This is a genomic window from Peribacillus sp. NJ4 (assembly GCF_030348345.1).
GTDB lineage: Bacteria > Bacillota > Bacilli > Bacillales > DSM-1321 > Peribacillus.
Genome location: NZ_JAUCFQ010000001.1, coordinates 3211584 through 3228475 on the forward strand (window position 1 = coordinate 3211584; position 16892 = coordinate 3228475).

General features: G+C 37.2%; 14 protein-coding genes. 1 reads left to right on the forward strand and 13 read right to left on the reverse strand.

Annotation, left to right across the window (positions count from 1 at the left end; translation table 11 throughout):
• Positions 1-258: 258 nt before the first annotated feature.
• A complete protein-coding gene (locus tag QUF94_RS15950) occupies positions 259-1143 on the reverse strand; it encodes a DMT family transporter (RefSeq protein ID WP_289316719.1) in 885 nt (294 codons plus the stop codon).
• Positions 1144-2094 (reverse strand): DMT family transporter, encoded by a 951-nt coding sequence (locus QUF94_RS15955; protein ID WP_289316720.1) that lies wholly within the window; start codon positions 2092-2094, stop codon positions 1144-1146.
• A 117-nt stretch (positions 2095-2211) separates the two neighbouring features.
• Between QUF94_RS15955 and QUF94_RS15960 the strand changes: the two genes are divergently transcribed.
• Positions 2212-3555, forward strand: a complete 1344-nt coding sequence (locus QUF94_RS15960) for an aminotransferase-like domain-containing protein (RefSeq protein WP_289316721.1) — start codon at positions 2212-2214, stop codon at positions 3553-3555.
• Between the two features lie 515 nt (positions 3556-4070).
• On the opposite strand, the gene QUF94_RS15965 is transcribed toward QUF94_RS15960, so the two are convergent.
• From QUF94_RS15965 to QUF94_RS16015, 11 genes are all read right to left on the reverse strand, one after another.
• Positions 4071-4670, reverse strand: a complete 600-nt coding sequence (locus QUF94_RS15965) for a nitroreductase family protein (RefSeq protein WP_289316722.1) — start codon at positions 4668-4670, stop codon at positions 4071-4073.
• A gap of 110 nt (positions 4671-4780) precedes the next feature.
• Positions 4781-5758 carry a ring-cleaving dioxygenase gene (locus tag QUF94_RS15970; protein ID WP_289316723.1) on the reverse strand — a complete coding sequence of 326 codons (978 nt, stop codon included), beginning with the start codon at positions 5756-5758 and terminating at the stop codon, positions 4781-4783.
• Between the two features lie 491 nt (positions 5759-6249).
• Positions 6250-7173: a DMT family transporter gene (locus QUF94_RS15975; protein WP_289316724.1), complete on the reverse strand. Its 924-nt coding sequence runs from the start codon at positions 7171-7173 to the stop codon at positions 6250-6252.
• A 146-nt stretch (positions 7174-7319) separates the two neighbouring features.
• Positions 7320-7472, reverse strand: coding sequence for a hypothetical protein (locus tag QUF94_RS15980; protein WP_289316725.1), 153 nt, complete (start codon positions 7470-7472; stop codon positions 7320-7322).
• Positions 7473-7580: 108 nt separating this feature from the next.
• Entirely contained in the window at positions 7581-8024 is a 444-nt protein-coding gene (locus tag QUF94_RS15985) for a MaoC/PaaZ C-terminal domain-containing protein (protein WP_375088592.1), read from the reverse strand.
• 195 nt (positions 8025-8219) lie between these two features.
• On the reverse strand, positions 8220-9686 hold the full coding sequence (locus QUF94_RS15990) for a GntP family permease (RefSeq protein WP_289316726.1): 1467 nt from the start codon (positions 9684-9686) through the stop codon (positions 8220-8222).
• A 254-nt stretch (positions 9687-9940) separates the two neighbouring features.
• Positions 9941-10735, reverse strand: coding sequence for an enoyl-CoA hydratase/isomerase family protein (locus tag QUF94_RS15995; protein ID WP_289316727.1), 795 nt, complete (start codon positions 10733-10735; stop codon positions 9941-9943).
• Between the two features lie 187 nt (positions 10736-10922).
• Positions 10923-12476, reverse strand: a complete 1554-nt coding sequence (locus QUF94_RS16000; RefSeq protein ID WP_289316728.1) for an acyl-CoA synthetase — start codon at positions 12474-12476, stop codon at positions 10923-10925.
• A gap of 446 nt (positions 12477-12922) precedes the next feature.
• A complete protein-coding gene (locus QUF94_RS16005; RefSeq protein WP_421157067.1) occupies positions 12923-14293 on the reverse strand; it encodes a sigma-54 interaction domain-containing protein in 1371 nt (456 codons plus the stop codon).
• A gap of 315 nt (positions 14294-14608) precedes the next feature.
• Positions 14609-15592, reverse strand: a complete 984-nt coding sequence (locus QUF94_RS16010) for an alpha-ketoacid dehydrogenase subunit beta (protein ID WP_289316730.1) — start codon at positions 15590-15592, stop codon at positions 14609-14611.
• Between the two features lie 12 nt (positions 15593-15604).
• A complete protein-coding gene (locus QUF94_RS16015; protein WP_289316731.1) occupies positions 15605-16600 on the reverse strand; it encodes a thiamine pyrophosphate-dependent dehydrogenase E1 component subunit alpha in 996 nt (331 codons plus the stop codon).
• Positions 16601-16892: the final 292 nt, after the last annotated feature.

Sequence of the window (16892 nt, forward strand, 5' to 3'; positions counted from 1 at the left end):
TGCTAGTAGTGATAATTTTCAGTAGAAGAAGCATCTGCTTTAACCTAAGTAGATGCTTCTTCTACTATATAAAAGTATATAAATCATTTGCGGATCAAAAACCACATATTCTTTCAAAAAATGAATTTCCATCCTACCAAGATAAAATATTATCTACTTCTCTTTTCTCACTTTTACTGCGGTATTTTTACGAAATTCTAAAATCTGCGGTTTATTAGTACAATTAATGACTACGGACAATAGCACATATATTAAATACTACTTTCTTATCAACTTTGTTATTATTTTTTTGTCTGAAAAAACCAATGACATCATAATTATACCCATCCCAATCATCTGATGAATAGACAACGCTTCATGTAAAAAGAAAAAGCCTAAAATCATTCCGATGACAGGCACTATATAATTACTGAATGACGTAAATAACGCGCCTTCTTGCCGAATCAGCCTATTAAATAACGCATAAACTACTCCTGCATGGAAAATGCCTAAAATCGCTAAGTAGATAGATTGAGATCGTTCTAAATCCAATTTGAAAGATTGCTCAAATAAAAGGGACATTGGGATGAGAAATGCACTGGCAATCAATAATATATTTCTCATATGAATAACGGAAGATCCCTCGTTTAATTTCTCCATGATAATCAATGATAATCCAAAACTCATGGCAGCCAATATCAATAGGATATTACCCTGAATACTGGTGAAAAGGTCATGGAATCCTTGTGTTGGCCAGGAAAGGCAGACAATACCTGCAAATCCGAATAGTATACTTGTAATCTCCGGCATTGTGCTTTTTCTTTTGTAAAATGTTATTAAAAAGAGGATGGTAAAGACAGGAACCATTCCAATCAACATCGATGCGATACTGCTTGATACCGTTTTCTGACCTTGCGCAATAAATACGAATGGTAATACAACTTCGAAAACCGCAATGATTATATACCATTTATAATAACTCCTATTTACTCTTCGCTCTTCTTTTGATAAGAAAAAACCAATGAAGAGTAAACAGATACCACCGATACATGCTTTGATGGCTGACAAAGTAATAACCCCAACATTATCTATAACTAATGCAATAAAGAAGAATTGAGATCCCCATATACAACTAATCACCAGTAATAACACATATTTATTCATTCACTTTACCTCTCTTTTCAGATCGCCAATAGCCTTACTGATATGCTTTGACCGATTTCCACCAAAATAGTTCGTGCCGATTACACCAACAAGAATAATCATTGCACCAATAACGTGATAATAATGTATGGATTCATGTAAGAATATCACCCCTGCCATAACCGTAATCAATGTTGCTAAATTACTGAAAACGCTCATCTTAGATGCTGGTAATACAGATAATGCATAGTTTGATAAAAAAGCAGTAAGCAGTGACGATAATGCACCAAGATATATGATTGAAATGAGAAATGCACTACTTGTATAGGGTAAAAAAAAGCTACTAAAAGATTGGTTAATGATATGGTTGATGATGGCCATACTATTAAAAGCAAAAAAACCATAGAACGTCATCACATAAGTTAACGTAAATAGTGAATATCGCTTTGTTAACCTTCTTGCTACCACATTATAAAGAGCCGCAGCAATCGAAGATAATAAGATCAGGATCGTTCCTTTCAAACTGTGAGCCTCAAGTTGCAAGTCATTCATGACAAAGATAAAGATAACCCCCATCACAGATAAATAAAGAAAAAATTTCTGACTTTTACCAGCGTATTCCTTCAAAAATAATGAAGCTGATAATAACGTGAAAATTGGTATGGTCGCTTGGATGATACCCGCTTCTGAAGATGAGGTATAAACGAGACCAAACACTTGGAATGTAAAGAATAAAATTGGATAAAGGGACACCAACGGAAGAGTTTTCAAAGTATCCTTTGCACTCATTTTCACTGATGTCCTCCTATACAGCTTAAAAATTATAGCGATCAAAAAAGCCATCGTAAATCGATGTGCCAATGTGTCTAACGGACTCGCTTCCATTAATGATATTTTTGTAAAGATAAATGAAAATCCAATAATAATGGCATATAGTATCGCCGCAAAATAGGCTTTTTTATGTTCTGGCATATTGAGTAAATCCTCCTTTTCAACACCCGGCCGGTTGTTAGTATCGTATTAAAAGTTCGACTACGATACAATACAAATAAAAAGCATCTGTAACGGTACAGTTTTTAGGAGGTATTCATGTTAAAATACGTAGCTTTGTTTAATGAATTTGAATCTCTCATCCAGAATGGACAGCTCAAAGCAGGCTTTAAACTCCCATCAATTCGTCAACTAAGCGCTCAACATCATTGTAGTAAAAGTACAGTCTTGAAAGCCCTGCAAGAATTGGAAAAGAGGCATTTAATCTATGCGGTACCTAAAAGTGGATATTATGTCGTTCAAAAAGAATTTAATGGTAAAAGTGAACCAACTGCGGAAATCGATTTTGTTACCTCCGCTCCCGCTTGGCATCAATTTCCGTATCATGACTTTCAACATTGCATCAACAAAGCCATCGATACCTATCAGCAAGAATTGTTTATCTATGGCACTCCAAAAGGACTACCCTCTTTAATTAAAGTGATCCAAAAGCAATTAGAGCAATATCAGGTTTTCGCAAAGGAAGAACAGATTTTCATTACTTCTGGCGTGCAACAAGCACTTTCCTTATTAACGCTTATCCCCTTTCCAAATGAACGTACCCATATACTTGTTGAACAACCTAGTTATCATTTATTTGTGGAGCAATTGAAAGCGTACAAGATTTCCGTGCAAGGAATCCAACGAACGGCAGAAGGTATTGATTTAGGGGAATTAGAACGGATTTTTAGTGGTCAGGAAATTAAATTCTTTTATACGATGCCTCGTTTTCATAATCCGTTAGGGACTTCTTACTCTAAAAAGGACAGGGAAGAGATACTAAAACTTGCTGTAAAGTATGGTGTTTATATTGTCGAAGATGATTTTTTAGCAGATTTCGAAGAAAATATGAAGGTAGACCCTATTTTTTCCGAGGATACACATCACATGGTCATTTATTTAAAAAGCTTCTCTAAAATAATGTTTCCAGGATTACGTATAGGTGTTGCCGTATTGCCTAAACCATTAGCGAACAGCTTCCAACTATATAAAAGAACAGCTGATATCGATAGTTCCATGATTTCACAAGCAGCCCTTGAAATCTACATAAAAAGCGGTATGTTTGAACGCCATAGAAACAAAGTGCGCCTGTCCTATTTAGTGCGTGCAAACTTGCTATTTGATGCTCTAGAAAAGCACTCGACTTCAGGCTTTCATCGCCCAGCATCCATATGTATGAACGCTCATATCGTACTACCTCATCGTTTAAATAGTGCTCAACTAATCAAAAACTTACATAATCAACAAGTACTGGTAGAGACGATAGAGCAAAATTATATAGATGGCTTTCACCAGGAAAAAATATTAAAATTAAACGTTTCCAATACAAATATACAAAAACTTGACCAAGGAATAGCACTCATTTATAAAGAATTGAATAACAAGCAGAACTATTACTTATAAAGCTTTTACATAAGGTATAGTCACTTTCCACTCAGAACATTTATCAAAAAAGCAGTAAAAATATTTTTTCTGATAACAACGCAAAGCCATTAATATCTGTAAATTACATCCATTAACATTTGTAATTCTGAAAAGCATATGCAAAATGAGCTCAACTAAAAAAGAGCTAAATAGAGTTGGCTCTCGGTTTGTATACAAAAGGGGGGCGGGATGGTCTCTTCCCGAATCATTTTGACGATTTTATCGAGGGGATCATTACCATAATTTCAAAACAAGACTTGGCTATATTCCATGATTTTTTACTGGTTTTATATGGGATGGAACTCTCGCTAGGTTGAAGAAATTTGCGACACTCCTGCCGAATAACTGGCTAGCCGGGACACCAAAGACGCTTGCGGCGAGGGAATGTTTTTTAAAGAAAAAAACTGTAGACAAACTCGCTTTTCTTCGAGTTTGTCTACAGTCTGAGAGCCCGTTAGACTTGGCTTTAATAAAGTTTCTCTTACTAGTCCACTTTATTTATAATATTTTATACGATCCTCAAGTGGTTTGAATTCTTTATCACCCGGTTGAGCTGTTGGATTACCGAATGGCATTTGCGCAATCAACTTCCAATTACTTGGAACATCCCATGCTTTTTTCACTTCATCATCAATTAGAGGATTATAATGCTGTAAAGTTGCTCCCAATCCTTCTGCTTCAAGGGCAGTCCAAACAACTAATTGATGCATTCCTGATGTTTGTTGTGACCAGATTGGGAAGTTATCGGCATAAGTAGCAAATTGTTCTTGAAGTGATTTCACAACAGATTCATCTTCAAAGAATAAGATGGTTCCGTATCCCGCTTTAAATGAATCCATTTTTTGTTGAGTGCCAGAGAAATCTCCCTCACCGACCGCTTTCCTTAACGCTTGCGTCGTAATATCCCATAATTTATCATGTGCTGAGCCTGATAAAACAATAAGGCGGGAAGATTGGGAATTAAAAGCCGATGGCGTGTGTTTAACGGCAAATTCAACAATTTCTTTTATTTTCTCATCAGATACTTGGACCTCTTTATTGATTCCATAATATGAACGTCTCTCTTTAATGGCCGTGTAAAAATCTTTTGTCATGATTCATTCCTCCAGAGCATTTTTTCTATTTCAAATGATTATTCCATGTTTTATTTCTACCTGTTTTAGTATGGGCATAAACCAATATATCATTCACTTAAGGTTACCAATTATTCTTTAATGAATTCCTTTGTGCTTCTCACTGTATCAATGGGACGGACCAATTTTTCGATTTGATCCCTTTTAGGTTCTAAGAACGGTGGTAAGGATAACTTTTCCCCAAGGGTTTCATATGGTTCATCCCCCATAAATCCAGGACCATCAGTGGCAAATTCGAATAAAATTTGCGGCGCCACCCGTACGTAAAGCGACTCAAAAAAGTGACGATCAACATAACCAGACGTTTGAAATTGGAAGCTTTCCATTCGTTCGATCCATTCTTCCAGAACGGAACGGTCTTCTACCCGGAAGGCTGTATGGTGAACAGTCCCAAAACCTTGCCGTGCCTGAGGAAGGCTCGAATTATGCTCGACAATTACTTGTGCTCCATTCCCGCCTTCTCCTACTTCGAATAAATGAAAGGATTCTTCTTCGGCTATTTCTTTGAATAATAGAACTTTTTCCATCATTTCTTTAAAGTAATCGAAGTTGGCGATACGAATGAAAATTGGTCCTAATCCTGTAATGGCGTACTCCAGAGGAATCGGTCCTTTTTGCCAGGGGATTCCAGCTGCTACCCCTTCATTATTTTCATCTGAGATCAATTGATATTGCTGATCATCAAAATCGACAAAAGAAATGACCTTTTTACCAAATTGTTCTTGGATTCCTGTATTCCACACTTCTAAACGGTCGAGACGCTTAACCCAATACTCTAATGCGGCATCATTCGGTACACGGAAGGATGTTTTTGAAATCTCATTGGTCCCATGCACACCTTTTGGAATACCAGGGAAATCGAAGAAAGTCATGTCAGTACCTGGACCCCCAACATCATCTGCAAAAAATAGGTGATAGGTTTGGATATCATCTTGGTTAACTGTTTTCTTGACTAAACGCATACCTAAAATATCAGTGAAAAATTCATAATTCTTTTCTGCGCTGCTTGTTATGGCCGTTACGTGGTGTATACCTTTTAATCCATTCATACTTGATTCCTCCCATTAAAACGATTCAACTCATGGTTGTTCAGCTTTTTCATTAGTTCCCTACATTTTCCCTTCAAGCAGAGTGGTCTATTCATTAAAGGAGTTTGTATAGGGTTTTACACCTTTTAATATCTCGAATTAAATTATCTTTACTTAAAGGTAATTTATCATGAATTAAATTTACTGTCAACAGCATTATCTCAAATTAATATATCTCAAAATCAAAATAATTTCAGGCAAAAAAAACACTGTCAATTTCACTTTCTATAATAGGAGAAATTAATTCTAAATATTCTACGTAAGAATATCCATCCTAATGCAAATGCCCTTCTGTATAAGGGTTAATGTCATAGCTATAAATGCGGCAAAGACAATCAATCACTTCTTTGGCAAAATTGGATTAGAATAAGTAAAACTATTAATGCGATTCAATACGAAAGCCCCCAGGAAAAAACAAAATCTTTACGTGAGGGCTATTTCGTTTTGGTTTCTTATTTTACGTGATGCAATTCCGCTTGTTTTCCGGATGAAGAGTTTGTGCCATCATTTTCTTTTGACTTCTTAGAAGAAAGATAAACTCCTGCGAAAATAATCAGCAGGCCAATAATTACGTTAGGATTAATCGCTTCTCCAAGCAGGACGTAGCCCCAAACCATAGCTGTTGCAGGAATAAGGTATGTAACCGATGCGGCTAACTCTGGGCTGCCATTTTTATTGATGTAGAAATAGATTAGCTGGCCAAGCCCAGAGCCAAAGCACCCAAGACCGACTATGGCGAAAATCGTCAGCGGTTCCATCAACATCACTGGCTTAAACGGCTCTGTTATTAGCATCCCGATCAAACCGATAACGGCACCCGTAAGCAGCGTAAACGTCGTAATGACCAATATGCTGGTACTGGAAAGAAATCTTTTCGTAAAATGACCAGCAAAACCATAACAGATGGACGCTAGCAGCATTGTCCCAATCCCGATGAATTCCTTTCCGAAAAGCTGACCGATTTGAAAATCCATCAATACTAGAATTCCGAAAAAACCAATTAGAATGCCCATCCATTGTCGGGCGGTTAGAACGTATGAAAAAAGGATAAATCCGATGATCCCCGTCCAGATGGGTGTGGTTGCATTTAGAATCGATGCCGTGCTGCTGTTAATCTCTGTTTCACTTAAAGATATTAATCCCCATGCTAATCCGCAATTGAAGATTCCGACAACGACCAGTGCTTTCCACGGCAATTTCCAGTTGATTTCCCTGCGCTTCCACCATAACACGGGAAGCAGAACAACAGCACCCGCAAAACAGCGGAGAAACACAATGCCCCAAATTCCCGCTGGCGGGAGCATCCACTTCATAAAAACAAATGATAAACCCCATATCAAACTAAGGCCGATTAAAGCCCCGTATAATCGAAGCATGATGTTCCCCCTTCCTACTTTCTTATTATGACAAAAATTGTTAGGGATTTCATATAAAATCTTGCTATATAAGATAAACTTGAAATTTTTTTCTGCAAAAATCGAAACAATACCCTATAAAGGCAAGATAAAGATGTCTTAAAAAACTAAAGAGGCTTGAGTTCATCAAAGAAGGCAAGCCAGTGTGCAGGCTTGCCTTCTTCTGAAAAATGAAGTAAAAAAACGCAGCTTGTTATTTCGTTTCTTCCGCCTACCGCCCGTTTAAATTCCGTGCTAAAGTTTGGGATAATACCTTTCACTTTGAATTTCCTCTTATACCCAAAAGCTAATTTGATATTGATAGTAGTAATAAGTACGTTTTATCTGCTCGAATATTTAAGTTTGTCGCCTAATAAATCAAGTGATTATTATATTTTTACTTCGGCATCAGAATTGACCATTATTTTCATATTGGCGATGGCTACAGTTTCTCCGTTTTGTTTTTTTATTTCTTGGATGACTGTTACAACACCTTGATAGCCCTTTTCAAAAAGGTCAATCACCTTTAATTCTACATGTATCGTGTCCCCAATAAAGGTAGGGTTTGTAAATCGAACTTTCTCCAAACCATAAAATGCAACGACGATTCCTGGTTCAAATTGAAATAAGCCGGTTGCAGCCGAAAGTATAAGCATTCCGTGGGCTATCCTTTGCTTAAATTGTGTATTTGCTGCATACTCCTTATCAGTATGGAGGGGAAACCAGTCACCGCTAAATGCAGAAAACATTACTAGATCTGCTTCGGTTATAGTACGTCCTTTCGACACCCATGTTTCTCCGATTTCATATTGATGGAAATATTTATTAAACATTATTCCAATCTCCTTTATTTGGGCTTAAATTAGTTGGCCGAAAATTCAGATATTAAATACTATATACTATATAATTTAGTGATAGTTTTTAAAATCAACACTATAAAAAATGTTTTTCGAAGACGTACTATTCGATGTAAATAGCGTTTAAAGCTAGAAATCGAAATGTATTTTCCAATGCTCACCGGCAAATAATTAAACGATGGCAAACAAGCTGAATATACCAATTACAAAGAATACAGCAAGTGTCTTTATAATGGTAATAACAAAAATGTCTTTATATGCCTGGCGATGTGTGAGTCCAGTAACAGCTAGAAGAGTAATTATAGCTCCGTTATGTGGCAAAGTATCAAACCCACCTGCTGACATAGCAATGACACGATGTAAAACTTCCAACGGAATGTCAAAATGAGCAGCTGTTTGTATATACGTATCCGCCATTAGGCTCAACGTAATGCTCATCCCGCCAGATCCTGAACCAGTAATTCCGCACAAAACATTTGTCATGATCGCCCCATTAATTAAAGGATTTGAAAACATTCCAGTAAGATAATCTTGTATCACAGTAAAGCCGGGTAAAGCAGCAATCACACCCCCAAAACCATATTCGGTTGCCGTATTCATGGTTGCAAGCAATGCCCCACTAATCCCTATATTAATACTCGAATTGAAATTTAATTTGACAGCTTTTAAGTTTAATAAGACGGTTGCTATTATTCCGAGAATAAGAGCCATCTCTACAGACCAAACACCAATAACTTTAGACATATCAACATTTCCATAATCTTTTAACCCAATTGTAGAAAAATCAAACCCTTTGGCATACCAAAGAGGAAAAGACTCAGTAAAAAACTTATTCATCACTCCAACTAACACCAACGGAATAAAAGCAAGCCAGTCTTTTCTACTTATAGCTTTTTCAGAATCCATTCCCAACTTATTAGTCGTTTCCAGCGATAAAGCAGAACTAGCTGCCATTTCTGCTTCAGCAGCTTCCTTATCAATAGCTTTATCCCCAATTCCAAAATACCCTTCACCATTTCTAGCTGCCTTATGTCGACAATGATTTAAGTATAAAAGGCTCAAGGAAATGATAAATATAGCCCCAATAATTCCCAATATCGGTGCAGCATAGATGTCAGTTTTAAAGAACCCCGTTGGAATGACATTCTGAATTTGCGGAGACCCTGGAAGTGAATCCATGGAAAAGGTAAAAGCACTAACTGCAATTGTCGCAGGAATTAAACGCTTTGGAATATTAGCTTCGCGAAACAGCTGAGCAGCAAATGGATAGATGGCAAACACTGCAACAAACAAACTAACTCCGCTATAAGTCAGGATTGCGCCCATTATCACAATGGCTAGAATGGCTTGTTTAGCCCCGATAAAACGGACAATAATTTTAGCTATGCTCTTTGCAACACCGCTTATTTCAACCAATTTCCCAAAAATAGCACCTAGTAGAAAAACCGGGAAATATAATTTAACAAATTCAACCAACTTAACCATAAATATATTAGAGAAGAAAGGTAAAACATGTCCAGGATCCGTTAAAAATACAGCAAACAAAGCGCACAATGGTGCAAAAAGTATAACAGAAAATCCTCGATATGCTAGAAACATAAGTAATCCTAGTGAAATAATAATAATCATTACATCCATATTGATTTCCCCCTTTTTCTCAAAATATAATATGTTATCACTTGTTGCTGGTTTGAATGCATTGCCCCAAGACTTCTTGGGCATCATAATTCACTTTTCTAGTGAACATAGAAAAGAACTCTAATTAATTTCCCGAATAGATCCATTGTTTTTTTAGAATAACTTTATCGATTTAGTTTATAAACAAAAATTAGTTATAACAGAATCTTCTTTTTTTCAAAAATTGACTTGACTCTGGTTTTTGTCATGAAGGATTACTTATCAACGAAGTTAGGCTCTCTTTTATTAATAAAGGCTTCAACGCCTTCCTTAACGTCCCTAGTCTGAAAAACATGGCCAAAATTTTCAGCTTCAATCACAAGTCCATCTTCAAGTGTTTGTTCATAACCATAATCAATAGAGTGCTTTGCAAAAGTTAAAGATTGTAAAGAATAATTGCAAATACATTTTGCGATCTCCATTGCTTTTTTTATGGATTCCCCCTTTGGCACGACATGATTAACAAGTCCTATTTGTTTGGCCTCTTCAGCATTCAGTGGCTCACCAGTAAAGATCAATTCTTTTGCTTTTGCTTTACCTATCAGTCTAGGAAGTCTTTGAGTTCCCCCTGCTCCTGGAAACAACCCCAATTTAATTTCTGGAAGCCCAATCCTAATTTGTTCCTCCGCAATCCGAATGTCACAACTTAAGGCAAGTTCACATCCTCCACCTAATGCTAATCCGTTGATTGCAGCAATGGTTGGTCGAGATAGACGTTCAATTTTATTAAGTGGTTCCTGAAGCCAAAGTGATTTCCCCTTTCCTTCTTCGACTCCTTTTCCTATCCATGCTGGAAATTCTTTAATATCTCCACCAGCAACAAAAGCTCTTTCGCCTTCACCTGTAAGGATAATGACCTTAACATTGTAATCGCTTTCAATTTCATCCACCACAAAATTCAATTGTTCTATAACATCTGCGCTTAATACATTAACAGGTGGATTATCAATAATAATCGTTGCAATATTACCCTGTTTCGACCATGAAACAACTTGATTTTTATTCTTCATCGGCTTTCCTCCTCAACCTTAAGTGTACTTGTGGGGTTCCAGATGTTCTTGCATTGCTGAAAACGTGCATCAGTGGATAAACCAGTTATCTTTATAGAATCCTTTGTGGTTATGTGCATTTTATAAACAAATTGAAATAATGCATTTAAAAAACCTGTACCTTTTTAACCTATGGGAAATTCCTTATTTATTCCATACCACTAAACTGTTTTCGAAGAATAAACTTTTGAACCTTTCCGGATGGGGTACGTGGAATTTCATCAACAAATGTGACCTTTCTAGGTTTTTTGTAGCTAGCAAGATGTTCCTTACAGTAATTAACAACATCTTCTTCCGTAAGTTTGGCTCCTTCTTTTTTAACAATAACAGCACATACAGCCTCAATGTATTTCGGATCAGGAATACCAATTATAGATACTTCCTTCACTTCCTCATGGCGGTATAAGACATCTTCAATTTCCGCTGAGTAAATGTTTTCACCACCGCTTCGAATCATATCTTTTTTTCTGCCTGCAATTGATAGATACCCATCATGATCGAATTTTCCCATGTCTCCTGTTTTACACCACCCATTCACAAATGTTTCCATTGTGGCATCAGGTTTCCTCCAATAACCCTCAGAAACCGCTGGACTTTTAATAGCAATTTCACCAATTTCACCAACAGGCAAGGGCGTTCCATCCTCATCGATAATATTAATTTCTGTAAGTGGCATCGGCTTTCCAACGGTATGGCCTTTTGTAAAAGCATCCTGTGGTTCAAGCGAAGCCGCAATTGGTTGTCCTTCAGTTAACCCGTAAACTTGAACAACTCCAATTTGAGGAAACCTCTTTTTTAATTGTTCTAATGCCCATGGCATTAGCGGGTCACCACCTGTATAAATAGTTTTTAAAGATTTTAGCTGATACTCTTCAATTTCAGGCAAATTTAGCATTTCATAAATCATAAAAGGGAATAAAAAAGCATCGGTCACATTTTCCTGTTCAATAACAGAAAGAATTCTTCCAATCTCGAATTCTTGGCTTTTTGTAATTATTACGCTTCCACCCATCATAAGAATAGGAAGTGCGATATCTTCCATCGCTCCAACATGATATAGTGGTCCTGTCGTCATCGCAACTTCTCTCCCTGTAAATTTCCATTTCAGCGCTTGTATCGTGGAAAACCAGAAAGTTGTATCATGAGTCCAAATCGCACCTTTAGGTCTTCCCGTTGTGCCTGATGTGTACATAAGCATGACCGGATCGTTTAATTTAATGTTATCGACTTTGACCTCATCTACCGAACCACTTTCTAAAACACTCCATGACTCAGACCAACCTGGGATTGAGCCATTTCTATGAGGAAGACAAAAATATCGCTCAACAGAAACATGATTACAAACTGATTCCAGCTGATTGGCTAAGTTCGAATGGAAGCATAATATTTTTGTCTGTGAATCATTTAATGCATACTCAAGCTCAGCACTTGATAGCCTAAAATTAAGTCGAACGGCAATTGCGCCGATTTTCGCAATGGCAAAATATAGACTAAAATATTCGAGACAGTTGTAAAGTAAAATACCGACACGATCCCCTTTTCGAACTCCTAATTCGTAAAGCTTGTTTGCATACGCATTTGATATATGGTGGAGATCCATGTACGTCATTGACTTTCCTGCTTCTTCTTTTATTGCTATTTTTCCATGATTTATATTATTTAAATCATTTGCCATTTTTCTTGTTATAAAACCGACATCCAATGAAATTCCTCCTTTTCAATGTAAGCAGATTCAAATTACAGATATCGAAGCGCTAAATTCAATAATGTTCAAAGTAATTCTTACTAAACAAGTGCCTCTTAAATACCATTAAATTGACCACTCGTCTTTATCGATTCCTTTCCTCCTTTCTTCTAATTTGAATGCAAGATTCATTCCAAAACGTACCCCCCCTTTACTGACTTACTTTTCCTAATTATTGAGGAATATCTAATTATTTATTTTCTGATTTTTCAGAAAAGAACCGAAAAAAATCAACTGAAGTTAGATCAGTTGATTTTTTATTCATTAATTTTCATAATTTAAATAAAAATTAAATCTGTTCTATAGCCTTTTTTCTCCTTTAATGTGAACTTTATCTACACTAATACGGAAATTAAAATTAAATCCGGGATTTCGGAATGAATTCTGAATTCCCGGATTTATTTTTATTGGTCAGAAATTCGATATTTTTTTATTTTATCGTAAAGGGTAGAATTCCCTATTCCAAGAGTTTCCGCAACCCGCTTTTTATCAAACTTAAACCTCCTTAACGCTCTTTCGATTGCCTTCTTTTCTGTTTCTTCCACAATATCCTTTAAACTTTCTTCTTTCATTTTAACCTTATGACCTTTTAGATAATCAGGTAAAACATCTTTTCCGATTACTTCGTCATTTGATAGGTGAACACCTGCATCAATCACATTCTCTAGTTCTCTGATATTCCCTGGCCAGTTATATTGCTCTATTAATGAAAGCACCTCAGGATGTACAGAGGTTACTCGTTTTCCTATTCGAGCTGTGACTTTTTTAAAAAAATAATCTACAAGTAAAGGGATATCTTCAATTCTATCTCTTAAAGGAGGAACAAATAATTGGACAGCATTAATTCTATAAAATAGGTCTTCACGAAATAGTTTTTCTTCAACCAATTTTTCTAAAGGGCGATTTGTTGCAGCAATCACTCGAACATTTAGTTTTTTTGGATAAAGCGAACCTACAGGCTCAAATTCCTTCTCCTGAAGAACCCTTAATAACTTGACTTGCATTTGCTGAGGCATATCACCAATTTCGTCAAGGAAAACAGTCCCACCATCAGCAAATTGAAACTTTCCTATTTTACCTCCCTTGTTTGCCCCTGTAAAGGCACCTTCTTCATAACCGAAAAGTTCAGATTCTAACAAGTGTTCCGGAATTGAAGTACAATTTATTTTCACAAGTGGTTTGTCGCTTCTCCCACTTAACTGATGAATGCTATGTGCTATTATTTCCTTGCCTGTACCGCTTTCTCCTCTAATTAGTACAGAGATATCACCTCTAGCAACCCTTTTCACACGTTCTTTTAACTGTTGTATTTCTTGTGAATTTCCAATTAAATTGTGTAAGGAATACTTTACTCCATTTGTAACATCTCTTTCATTTGTGTAAAAATTATGTTTTGTCAGTATCTCCTTAATGTGGCTATTCATTTTGTTCCAGTCATCTAGATCACGAAACATTATTGTCCCAATCGCACCAATTATTTCCTTATTTTCGATAATAGGAATGCGATTAGCGATAACAAAATCACCACGAAGAAAATGTATATCAGCGATTTCCGATTTACCTATTTGCACTACTAGGTGTAGCCTTGTATTTTCAATTATATTCGTCACATGTTCACCAATCACTGTACTGCGTTCAACATTTAAAAATTCACAATATTTATTGCTAATATATTGGATTTTTGCGTGACTATCGACAATTACAATTCCATAATATGTACTTTCAAACACCATATCTAATAGTTTATTATTGGATAATTGTCCAGTATTCATCATTAGTTCTCCTTTACCTAGAATGCTTTCCCATATAATACCACGCATTTCTATTTAATATATATTTATGAAGTGAAAATCCCCCAAAAATCACTGCTAAATAAAGTGTTCATTAAAAAGAATTCGGTGGAGTTTTATATGCCCTCTCTAGCGTAATCAAACGGATTATTTTTTCACAATAGATGATTTATTTAGCGCAAAAAAAAAGCCTGGCAACCTTTTTTATAGTTGCTAGACTTAAGTTCATTTTTAAGATCAATCCCAATATAAACAACAATTTAAACGGATGCGCAAGGTTCGTTCCTCCATGCCTATCATTTAATAGGCAACCAGGTCCCGCAGTGCCTTTTCCACTTTTTCAGGATTCACCATGAAGGATTTCTCTAATGATGGTGAATATGGCATTGCTGGAACATCCGGACCCGCAAGTCTCATGATTGGGGCATCGAGATCGAAGAGGCAGTTTTCTGCAATGATCGCCGATACTTCACTAATGATGCTCCCTTCCTTATTATCTTCAGTAATCAATAGGACTTTTCCTGTTTTAGATGCAGCTTCCATAATGGCTTCTTGATCTAATGGATAAACGGTTCGTAAATCAAGTATATGAACAGATATGCCATCACTGGCCAGCCTTTCAGCTGCCTGTAGCGCAAAATGAACACAAAGGCCGTAAGTAATCACTGTAACGTCCTCACCTTCACGTTTTACATCCGCTTTACCAATGGGTAAAACATAATCATCAGTCGGCACTTCTTCTTTAATAAGGCGATAGGCACGTTTATGTTCAAAGAAAAGGACTGGGTCGTCATCGCGAATGGCTGCTTTCAATAACCCTTTCACGTCATACGGTGTTGAGGGCATGACAATTTTAAGTCCCGGTTGATTGGCAAAAATGGCTTCAACGGATTGTGAATGGTATAACGCCCCATGTACGCCCCCACCGTATGGTGCCCTGATGACGATTGGGCATTGCCAGTCATTATTAGAGCGATAACGGATTTTTGCAGCTTCTGAAATGATTTGGTTGATTGCAGGCATGATAAAATCAGCAAATTGCATTTCCGCAATCGGCCTCATCCCATACATGGCCGCACCGATGCCAACTCCTGCGATTGCGGATTCAGCAAGCGGGGTATCAATGACACGCTGTTCCCCGAATTGTTCGTATAACCCTGAAGTCGCTTTAAAAACGCCGCCTTTTACCCCTACGTCCTCACCTAATACAAATACACGGGAATCACGTTCCATTTCTTCCCGCATCGCCATTATCACCGCATCTATATAAGATATCACTGCCATTTTCTTTCCTCCTTACCTTTCTGCGTAAACGTATTTTGAGAGCGTGTCTTCATTCGCAAATGGAGCATTTTCTGCATAATCCGTCGCTTCGTTCACAACTTCCATTATTTCCTCGTTCAATTTTTTCTCCATTTGATCATCCATGATTCCTGTTGCTTTTAAATAGGCACCGAATGTAATGATCGAATCTATTTTTTTTGCCTCCGCTACTTCATCAGGCGACCTGTATTGACTATCATCATCATCGCTTGAGTGTGGTGTAAGCCTGTATGAAACCGTTTCGATTAAGCTTGGGCCTTCACCACGCCTTCCTCTCTCAGCCGCTTCTTTCACCACCCGGTATACTTCAATCGGATCATTTCCATCAACCGTCACCCCTGGCATGCCGTAACCAATGGCCCGGTCCGAAACTTTCTTGCAAGCCAATTGCTTTTCTATTGGGATGGAAATGGCATACTGATTATTCTCGCACATCAAGATGACCGGAAGTTTATGTACACCTGCGAAATTCGCTCCTTCATGAAAATCACCTTGGTTTGATGAACCCTCTCCGAATGTAACGAATGAAACAATATCTTTTCCTTCCATTTTTGCAGCGAGTGCAATCCCCACTGCATGTGGCACTTGAGTGGTAACTGGCGAAGATCCCGTCACGATCCGATTCTTTTTTTGCCCAAAATGCCCAGGCATTTGACGCCCGCCTGAATTTGGATCTTCCGCTTTTGCAAAACTTGATAACATCAAATCCCTGGCGGTCATCCCAAACGCAAGCACCACTCCTAGATCCCGATAATAAGGAAGGACATAATCCTTTTCACGATTCAATGCAAACGCTGCACCCACTTGCGCTGCTTCTTGTCCTTGACAAGAAACCACGAATGGGATTTTTCCAGATCTGTTCAACAGCCACATCCGTTCATCTATACGTCTTGCCAACAACATAACTCTATACATCTCAAGCACTTTTTCGTCACTGAGACCTACCTGTAGATGACGGTTTTCAACCATATGTCATCATCCCTCCTATTACCTAATAATTAAAACATTTCCCCGTTAAAACCAGAATATATCCCTCATATTGGCACCTTATTTAAAATGGGGCTCTGTATCACAAATTACCAATCTTTCTTATTAGCTGTCTGTTTGTCTCGCAAACTTAAGTCCTGTTATGTTCTACGGAAGAAAAATTCTATTATGTATACATGCTTGCCATTTAACACCCGTACATTCTCATTTACGTTATCATCTACTATTATTACCTGGTACTAACTCAATATTATCCTAACACTTATCAGTTCAC

What these genes read in the sequence shown, in the direction of transcription:
- QUF94_RS15950 (WP_289316719.1), bottom strand. Translation starts at nt 1,143, where the DNA reads ATGAATAAATATGTGTTATTACTGGTGATTAGTTGTATATGGGGATCT.
- QUF94_RS15955 (WP_289316720.1), bottom strand. Translation starts at nt 2,094, where the DNA reads ATGCCAGAACATAAAAAAGCCTATTTTGCGGCGATACTATATGCCATT.
- QUF94_RS15960 (WP_289316721.1), top strand. Translation starts at nt 2,212, where the DNA reads ATGTTAAAATACGTAGCTTTGTTTAATGAATTTGAATCTCTCATCCAG.
- QUF94_RS15965 (WP_289316722.1), bottom strand. Translation starts at nt 4,670, where the DNA reads ATGACAAAAGATTTTTACACGGCCATTAAAGAGAGACGTTCATATTAT.
- QUF94_RS15970 (WP_289316723.1), bottom strand. Translation starts at nt 5,758, where the DNA reads ATGAATGGATTAAAAGGTATACACCACGTAACGGCCATAACAAGCAGC.
- QUF94_RS15975 (WP_289316724.1), bottom strand. Translation starts at nt 7,173, where the DNA reads ATGCTTCGATTATACGGGGCTTTAATCGGCCTTAGTTTGATATGGGGT.
- QUF94_RS15985 (WP_375088592.1), bottom strand. Translation starts at nt 8,024, where the DNA reads ATGTTTAATAAATATTTCCATCAATATGAAATCGGAGAAACATGGGTG.
- QUF94_RS15990 (WP_289316726.1), bottom strand. Translation starts at nt 9,686, where the DNA reads ATGGATGTAATGATTATTATTATTTCACTAGGATTACTTATGTTTCTA.
- QUF94_RS15995 (WP_289316727.1), bottom strand. Translation starts at nt 10,735, where the DNA reads ATGAAGAATAAAAATCAAGTTGTTTCATGGTCGAAACAGGGTAATATT.
- QUF94_RS16005 (WP_421157067.1), bottom strand. Translation starts at nt 14,293, where the DNA reads ATGATGAATACTGGACAATTATCCAATAATAAACTATTAGATATGGTG.
- QUF94_RS16010 (WP_289316730.1), bottom strand. Translation starts at nt 15,592, where the DNA reads ATGGCAGTGATATCTTATATAGATGCGGTGATAATGGCGATGCGGGAA.
- QUF94_RS16015 (WP_289316731.1), bottom strand. Translation starts at nt 16,600, where the DNA reads ATGGTTGAAAACCGTCATCTACAGGTAGGTCTCAGTGACGAAAAAGTG.